Annotated in this window: 4 protein-coding genes; 3 read left to right on the top strand and 1 reads right to left on the bottom strand. The window is 44.1% G+C overall.

Annotated features, from left to right (window positions below):
• Both IM319_RS19770 and IM319_RS19775 read left to right on the top strand, forming a co-directional pair.
• On the top strand, window positions 1-256 hold a 256-nt coding region (locus IM319_RS19770; RefSeq protein ID WP_287736655.1), incomplete at its 5' end, for a zinc ribbon domain-containing protein.
• A 155-nt stretch (window positions 257-411) separates the two neighbouring features.
• Window positions 412-768: a hypothetical protein gene (locus tag IM319_RS19775; protein ID WP_287736656.1), complete on the top strand. Its 357-nt coding sequence runs from the start codon at window positions 412-414 to the stop codon at window positions 766-768.
• A gap of 237 nt (window positions 769-1,005) precedes the next feature.
• On the opposite strand, the gene IM319_RS19780 is transcribed toward IM319_RS19775, so the two are convergent.
• The gene (locus tag IM319_RS19780) at window positions 1,006-1,926 is read right to left on the bottom strand and encodes a LysR substrate-binding domain-containing protein (protein ID WP_287077639.1); all 921 of its coding nucleotides are present in this window, start codon (window positions 1,924-1,926) and stop codon (window positions 1,006-1,008) included.
• Between the two features lie 146 nt (window positions 1,927-2,072).
• On the opposite strand from IM319_RS19780, the gene IM319_RS19785 reads away from it, so the two are divergent.
• Window positions 2,073-2,756: a cadmium resistance transporter gene (locus tag IM319_RS19785; protein WP_287687754.1), complete on the top strand. Its 684-nt coding sequence runs from the start codon at window positions 2,073-2,075 to the stop codon at window positions 2,754-2,756.
• The last annotated feature ends 55 nt before the right edge of the window (window positions 2,757-2,811 follow it).

Here is a 2,811-nt window from a genome sequence, read left to right on the forward strand (position 1 = left end):
AGATAGATGGTTTCCTAGTTCTAAGCGGTGTAGTAATTGCGGGTATATTGCTGAGAAAATGCCGTTAAATATTCGAGAATGGGACTGTCCAGACTGTGGGACGCACCATGACCGAGATGTTAACGCTAGTAAAAATATTTTGGCCGCAGGACTTGCGGTGTCAGTCCGGGTCGCGACCATAAGACCAGAACAGAGTAAAACTGTTAAGGCAGGTGCGAAAAATCCTTCAGGAAAGAAGCAGAAACTCAAATCGTGAGGTTTGGGAATCACCGTCCGTTTACGGCGGTGAGGATGTCAATCAGCCAACTATAATTAATAAGCGACGGGAAAAAATCTGGTCTATTTTACGCTCTATGAGGTATTCTACTCGGTGTCCTTCAAAATTAGATTGATTGCTCGAATACTTTAGCCATGAAAAAACTTCTTTCTCTCGCCACCATAACTGTGCTCTTTTCTGTTTCTTTTGGGTTAACCTGGATGAAGCCGGGAAGTGCCAACGACGATGCCAAAATTGAGGCTCGTATTGCTGCTTGGGGTCGCAATTGCAAAAATTCCGTTGTTTCCCATATGGGAAGCGACGTTTCGATGTCCGATATTAATGTGACTCTCGGCGCAACACTTCAGTCTTCTATTGATGCGGGAGAAACAACACTCCAAGATATCAACCGAGGTGGATTAAGCTACAATTGGTCTGTGCCGAAGAAAAAAGTCTCTGGTTACTGTAATACTGACGGGAAAGGCAATGTTACAGAGTTTAAATTAGACTAAACGAACCAAGAGATTTCTTAGGGTGCGTTCCCCACTGCAACTCCGACTATGCAACTAATCGACGAGGGGGAACGCACCTTACTGATTGATTGATCTAATTGTTTATAAACTCTATGGATTAAGCGAGGAAGAAATTAAAATTATTGAAGGGAGAGAGTAAAAAAAGAATAGAAATCTCCAAAAATCTGTAATAAGGACTAGAAGGAAAGGGGTTAATTTTCGGTGATTGCTATCAGATTACAACATCTGCTCGAAAACTTGACAGACGCGGGGTTGAAAGCGCTGACGGTGTTTTATTTTTAAAAAAGGGCGCATAAATTCGAGATAGCGGGGGTATAAACCAGAAGTATCGATGACTCGAATTGATCGCAATGTGCCTAATTCTAATTCCTTTTGAACCATCAATTCGGAAATGCCAGCAGCTGCCAAACTATTCTCGATGATTGCCTTGACCATTTCTCCCGTATTTAACAGCAAAGTCACCTTTAATGTCCGTAAATCGATGCCCCAATTCTGTAACGCTTCCTCGAATCTTTGTTGAGTTCCCGAACCCGATTCTCGCATTACCCAAGGGGTTTCGACTAATTCTGGTAATTCGATCGCTTCTCTTTTATACCAAGGATGAGAACGTCCGACAATAATTAATAGGCGATCGCTGCCGACGATCTCCTGTTCTAAACAATGTGTTAAATCACTCTTGACTTCTCCCTCGATTAATGCTAGGTCAAAACGTCCGTTAGCCGTACCCAGACAGATTTCTTCCGTATTAGCTAGGGTGCAATTGATCTTAATTGCCGGATAGCGCTCCTGAAAATCGCTAATTTTTGCCGGGAGCCAATAGTTACCAATAGTCAAACTCGATCCTAATTGCAGTTCTCCCCGTTGCAAGTCGTTGAATTCCGCCAATCCCCTTTCTGTCAAAGCCACCTGGGTAAGAATGCGTTGCGCTTCTAATTGCAATAAACGTCCTGTTTCCGTGATCTCGATGTGACGACCGACGCGATGGAATAATTTCACCCCGTATTCACTTTCTAGGGAGGCAATGGCGGCACTCACGGCCGGTTGGGTGATATATAAAGCTTCTGCTGCTTTGGTGAAGTGGAGATGTTCAGCAGTCGCTAGAAAGATTTCTAGTTGATCTAGGGTCATTCTGGCCATGGCAATGGGTTTTTTGTCTCTATTGGTCTTTCCATCATTTTAATTTATTAAATCAACAAGAAAGAATATTTGATTTTATTAATGGCTCTTTCTAGAGTGGAAGTAGGGCGATCGAGACCAGAAGAGCCGATTAAGAAAAAAATCCTATGACTACCATGATTACTGCCATATCCACAGCAATAGCGGCGTTTATTGCCACTAATCTCGATGACATCCTGATTTTGACGATTCTTTTTACCCAAGTCAACAAACTTTTTCGCCGTCGTCATATCGTTATCGGTCAGTATTTAGGCTTTATACTGCTGATTTTGGCGAGTTTAACCGGCTTTTTCGGGAGTTTCTTGATTCCGGCTCAGTGGATTCGTTTTCTCGGCCTGTTGCCGGTGGTTTTCGGAATTCGGAGTCTCTGGCAGCGAGAAGAAACCGAGACGGATAATCATCTGGAGGTGGCTGTAGAATCAGCACCGTCTTCTCCTTTGGCGGCCTGGTTTTCTCCTCAAACCTGCGCTGTGGCGGCAATTACCATCGCCAATGGCAGTGATAATATCGGCATTTATCTGCCTCTGTTCGCTAGTAATGCCTGGCCAAATTTAGTCACTATCGTCAGCGTTTTTCTGATCTTGGTGGGTGTTTGGTGTTTTACTGCTCATCAGTTGACTAAATTACCGGCGATCGCTAATTTAATTAGCAGTCACGGTAGCCACTTTGTCCCCTGTGTGCTGATCGGTTTGGGTGTATTTATAATCAAGGAAAGTCTTCCCCTCGCTTTCTTGGCCTTATCCTTAAGCTATGGATGGGCGCTTCTCCAGCAGCAACCCAAATCTATTTAGGGTTTGCGGCAAAAAGTTTGTTGGTGGGGGTTGGGGGTTGGGGGTTGGGGGTTGG

Source organism: Microcystis sp. M113S1 (assembly GCF_020246945.1).
Taxonomy (GTDB): Bacteria; Cyanobacteriota; Cyanobacteriia; order Cyanobacteriales; family Microcystaceae; genus Microcystis.